Source organism: Oribacterium sp. oral taxon 078 str. F0262 (genome assembly GCF_000160135.1).
GTDB lineage: Bacteria > Bacillota > Clostridia > Lachnospirales > Lachnospiraceae > Oribacterium.
Map to the genome: position 1 here is coordinate 1 of NZ_GG729934.1, position 4,398 is coordinate 4,398.

Here is a 4,398-nt window from a genome sequence, read left to right on the forward strand (position 1 = left end):
GATCCAGGCGGGCTTTCTTGGCCCGGACCAGGATAGAAAGCAGTTTCTTATAAGTGTAGCGTTCCAGCAGTCCCGCCTGGCCGAAGGTCTTCAGCAGGCGGAAGGTCAGGACGGCAGCAAGGAAATCGCAGAACTCGCTGCCAATGACGGAGTAGCCATCATGGACCCTGGTCTCATCGAAATCGCAGGCGGATTTATAGAACCGCATGACGATCTCGATCTCCCACCGCTTGCTGTAAGCCTTATAAGCGACTTCCGGCGGGATATCCAGATCACACTCCAGCACGATGGTTCCGAAGGTCCTCTGCTTCTTCTTCAGAACGTTCAGGTCATAGGTCCCGTTCTTCTTTGCCCCGCGGAGCCAGTCCTGTTCTTCTGCGGCAGTTTTGCTGCTGTCTCGGAAGGAGTAGAGCCATTTATCAAGGCCTCGCACTTCTCTTTCCGGTAGGTGATGCTTTCATCGCCGGGCAGGATTCCGGTAAAGTCAAGCATGTGATGCCGTTGTTCAATGAACTTGGAGTTCCGTTTGATCGGATTGAGGTAATGCAGATCCGGGTGCTCCACGAACTGCTCGTGAGCGGCTGATTCGGGAAAACCCTTGTCAGTAGCAATGATGCCCTTTGTGATCCGGTTCTCAGTAATGAAGGATTCATAAGAAGTGGCATCCAGCATGCTTCCTCCCGAGTTTGCCACTTGAAAAGGTAGAAACGGAGTCCTGAGCGACTCCGTTTCCTTGTGCTTATGCACTTAATGCAATGCTTTCCGCGCTTTTTGATTTTGAGATTATATACCTACTTTTATTTACCTAGTGTCTGCTAAATAGTGTCCGTTAAGTAAAGGGGGCCATAGAAAGGCCAGCCCTCAGCCCTGTTCCATCAATTGCGAATCCCGGTTCATGCCACATCCTCAAACAGGAGGAGATGGAAGCTTCCAGCGTTGATCCCGTTTTCCCCAAAATAAAGCAAAAAATAAGGACGGATGGGGATTGCAAAAAGATTCGTGACAAACACGGATAGTGCGATAGAGGAGAGGGTCGTCTCTTCCAGCCTGGTCATGATAAGCCCCGCACCATTGCAGTGCTTGTCCAAGCTGAAAAACCGCTCCACCTCGATCCGGTCAACATTGTCCCGATATCCTTCTTTCGTGGCTCGGGCGTCTGTTCGCCTCGGCTTCCCAAGCTTCGGCCCGGACATTCGGATGCCGTGTTCCTTGCTATACTGAAGGTTCGCCCTCGTGCGATAGATCTGCTCCGCCAGGATCCTTTCCGGATAATGTCCCGTGCGTTTCCGATACCTCTCAACGGCGTCTTTCAGAACGGAGCCCTCATGATAGGGGGTAAAAGAGATCTTCTCCAGGCGAGCATGGCCTTTCTCATCGACGCTGACGTCGTATTTGGCGCCAAACTCTACGGGTGACTTCGCTTTGCCCCGCACGATGGGACGGATATTAAGCATTGACAAAGGCTCCCTAGAAGAATATGCTATATATGACATATAGGGGGGTGATTTGTTCAGCGTAAATTTTTATCGGGAAGAAGATGGAAGCAAGCCGGTTGGCGAATTTATTCGTGCACTTGATGTGAAGATGAAAGCAAAAGTAGTATCTGATCTGCATCGTTTGGAGATGCTCGGCAATGAAGCCAGATCCCCGCTGAGCAAGTATCTTGAAGACGATATTTTTGAGCTCCGCACGATACAGGGAAACAATATCGTGAGAATTCTGTATTTCTTTGATGAAGATGAGATCATTATTGCGACAAATGGTTTTGTCAAGAAACAGCAGAAAACGCCGCGGAGTGAGATCCTACTGGCAAAGCAGAGGAGAACGATTTACTTGAAAAGGAAGGAGAGCAGACGATGAGCGATTTACAGGAATTGACCAACGAACTCATGCAGGATGCTGCGTTTAGAAAGGAATATGAAGCTCTTCAGCCGGAGAGAGACATCACGATGTCTTTGATTCGTGCGAGAAAGGAAGCAGGACTTACGCAGGCGGAGTTATCCGAGAAAACCGGAATCAGCCAGGCAGATATCAGCAGATTGGAGAATGGCACAAGGAATCCCAGTTTGGCATTACTGAATCGCATCGCCGAAGCGGTAAATTCGACGCTGAGAATAGAGTTTGTACCGAACAAGCGCCTGGCAAAATAGTGCGAAATCGGAAACTTTGATAACATCTCGTGATAACAAATTGATAACAGCAGTTCGTATACCCTGTAGAAATGGGATAGCTGAAATCAATCGGAATCAAATTATATCAAGAAACAAAACTCAAATGGGTTAGAATCTATATTTCATTTTCGAGTTGGAACAATGTTCGACCATTAAGAAACTCTTTATTTATGCGGGTCACAAGCAAAAATGCTCAATTATTGGAAACGATTTGGCAACAAAATCTAATCTCTGAATCATTCTATAACGAATAGCACTATCTGATTTACAAAAGTAAGTCAGGTAGCGCTATTTTTCTATGTCACTTAGTTCTCTTTTTTCCGGCTTATGTAATGCGGGTAGTTCAGCTTCCGGTCTATGTATTTATCCAGAGAGGAGGGGTCATCCTGATCCTGTTTCCAGGCTTCGTACCACTTATGCATCACATCAATCAGCTCCGGATAATCTTTTCGATACTTATCGAGCCGGATGTAAAGTTCACCGTCGATCTGATCGATATGCAGTCCGTAGGTATCCTCCAGATCAAAGAGGGCGTACATCAACCCTCTGTATGTTCCGTAGTCAACGGAAGAAATGGCGTGGGGATTCCATGGAGAATCGCCGCGATCTGCCGGACCAGGTCTTCTTTGGGCGTTCGGCTGCCAGATTCGTACTGGGCAATCCGCACATCGGCAGATCGATCCGGAAAGCCAAGCGCAATCCCAAGCTCTTTCTGCGTCATTCCACGTTTCATTCGGACACGCTTGATCCGTTCTCCTATCGTCATATGAGACCTCCTGGTTAAATGACGGCATCAGGGGTAGCCGAGGCAATGGGCGTTTCCAAAGCCTATGCCTATAAGGTGATCCAGAGGCTAAACAGGAAGCTGTAGGAACAGGGATACCTTACGGTATCCGGCAAGGTAAACCGGAAGTTCTTTATGAAGAAGGTCAACTATCAGGACGATGAGAGAAGGGAGATGTAAATGTCAGTTTATAAGGACAGCAAATCCGGCAAATGGCGCGTGATCTACCGCTACACGGACTACACCGGAGAACGGAAGCAGCAAGCAGATGACCGGTTTGAAATGATCTCCGGGACAAACGGACTACTGGGAGCTGCGGACGGGGCATTCCTCCTGCACAAGGACAAGAGGACAAGCTGTGAAGTGGTTCTGAATGTGTCGGGCAGAGACCAGCCTGATCAGACCTTTTATAAGAGGAAGCCCCTTCAGGTCAGACCATTCGATCGCATCCTTTGCTGACAGCTTGGCGTTTTTATGCATCAGAAGCCCAAACTGATCTTCTGCCGGCAGCTCTATGGCTTGGTATAGAGCGTGGTCAACATCCGTATAGATGACTGCAAAATCAATGAGACCGTTATTCAGCTCATCCATCAGATCTTGTGTATCTCCGCTGGTGACCTGAAAGCGTATATCCGGATGTTCCTGTGTGATAAGGCTTGCTGTACGGGAAAGGTAGTGAAAGGAACAAGATTCTCCGGCACCGATACGCACGGTACCGGAGATATGGTTTTTGATCTGGGAGATCTCTTCTTTGTCATCTGCATGAGGCGGACCATTTCTTCTGCGCGTCTTCTAAGGACCATACCTTCTTCTGTAAGTGTGATCTTACGGTTGCCACGCTCGAACAAGCTGATGCCCAGTTCTTCTTCCAGATCTTTCATTTGCCGGGAAAGAGATGGTTGTGCGACATGCAAAACTTCGGCGGCACCGGAGATGGTGCCCTCCCGGACAACAGCCAGATAATACTGCATGCTTCGAATATCCATAATGACTTCCTCCCTCTTCATTTCTATTCAATATTATCATAGGAAGATATGCCATACGAGTGTTTTGTTATATGAAGCTGCGCTTTTATACCGTGCTTATAAGAAATCAAACCATTGAAACATACATATTACGGAAAAAAAGAGGACGAAGATCATGATGAAGACAGAAAAGCTGAACCTTACCACAGAATGGGATAAGACCTTTCCTGAGAGTGACAAAGTTGTACTGTATATTCCACGTGAGTAGCCCACTTTGCACGGCCGAATAGCCCGCCTGTCACGGCCATTTAGCCCAGTTTTCACGGAAGCGAGCCCAGTTGGATCAGTCACCGTCCGCCAGCCTTGACAGTCGACATCTGCGCGATATGCCCACATCGGCGATGGGGACTCAGGGATATCAGATACAGAAGCCTTTTCATCCCCATCGCAGCAGCCATTGTATTGCGCATCTGCCGCC

The 4,398-nt window shown here is 48.2% G+C and carries 7 protein-coding genes and 2 pseudogenes; 2 read left to right on the forward strand and 7 right to left on the reverse strand.

Translation table 11 applies throughout. The features are described from left to right. From GCWU000341_RS13910 to GCWU000341_RS03835, 3 genes and pseudogenes are all read right to left on the reverse strand, one after another. On the reverse strand, positions 1-433 hold a 433-nt coding region (locus tag GCWU000341_RS13910), incomplete at its 3' end, for a transposase (RefSeq protein WP_242651619.1). Continuing rightward, positions 325-672: a hypothetical protein gene (locus tag GCWU000341_RS13915; RefSeq protein ID WP_009214430.1), complete on the reverse strand. Its 348-nt coding sequence runs from the start codon at positions 670-672 to the stop codon at positions 325-327. The genes GCWU000341_RS13915 and GCWU000341_RS13910, both read right to left, overlap by 109 nt. A 221-nt stretch (positions 673-893) precedes the next feature. Beyond that, positions 894-1,460 (reverse strand): annotated as a pseudogene (locus GCWU000341_RS03835) (IS5 family transposase); the annotation flags it as partial. Between the two features lie 46 nt (positions 1,461-1,506). Between GCWU000341_RS03835 and GCWU000341_RS03840 the strand changes: the two are divergent. Both GCWU000341_RS03840 and GCWU000341_RS03845 read left to right on the forward strand, forming a co-directional pair. After that, positions 1,507-1,860 (forward strand): type II toxin-antitoxin system RelE/ParE family toxin, encoded by a 354-nt coding sequence (locus tag GCWU000341_RS03840; protein WP_009214432.1) that lies wholly within the window; start codon positions 1,507-1,509, stop codon positions 1,858-1,860. After that, positions 1,857-2,150, forward strand: coding sequence for a helix-turn-helix domain-containing protein (locus GCWU000341_RS03845; RefSeq protein WP_009214433.1), 294 nt, complete (start codon positions 1,857-1,859; stop codon positions 2,148-2,150). Before GCWU000341_RS03840 ends, GCWU000341_RS03845 begins: the two co-directional genes overlap by 4 nt. Before the next feature lie 326 nt (positions 2,151-2,476). On the opposite strand, the gene GCWU000341_RS03850 is transcribed toward GCWU000341_RS03845, so the two are convergent. The 4 genes and pseudogenes from GCWU000341_RS03850 to GCWU000341_RS03860 all read right to left on the reverse strand — a co-directional run bounded on the left by GCWU000341_RS03850 (position 2,477) and on the right by GCWU000341_RS03860 (position 3,941). Continuing rightward, on the reverse strand, positions 2,477-2,710 hold the full coding sequence (locus GCWU000341_RS03850) for a hypothetical protein (RefSeq protein WP_009214434.1): 234 nt from the start codon (positions 2,708-2,710) through the stop codon (positions 2,477-2,479). Next, a complete protein-coding gene (locus GCWU000341_RS03855) occupies positions 2,710-2,937 on the reverse strand; it encodes a helix-turn-helix domain-containing protein (RefSeq protein WP_009214435.1) in 228 nt (75 codons plus the stop codon). The genes GCWU000341_RS03850 and GCWU000341_RS03855 overlap by 1 nt, the downstream gene beginning before the upstream one ends. 486 nt (positions 2,938-3,423) lie before the next feature. Continuing rightward, a pseudogene (locus GCWU000341_RS14320) lies at positions 3,424-3,660 on the reverse strand (LysR family transcriptional regulator substrate-binding protein); the annotation flags it as partial. Next, positions 3,546-3,941, reverse strand: coding sequence for a LysR family transcriptional regulator (locus GCWU000341_RS03860; RefSeq protein ID WP_050761907.1), 396 nt, complete (start codon positions 3,939-3,941; stop codon positions 3,546-3,548). The gene GCWU000341_RS03860 and the pseudogene GCWU000341_RS14320, both read right to left, overlap by 115 nt. Between the last annotated feature and the right edge of the window lie 457 nt (positions 3,942-4,398).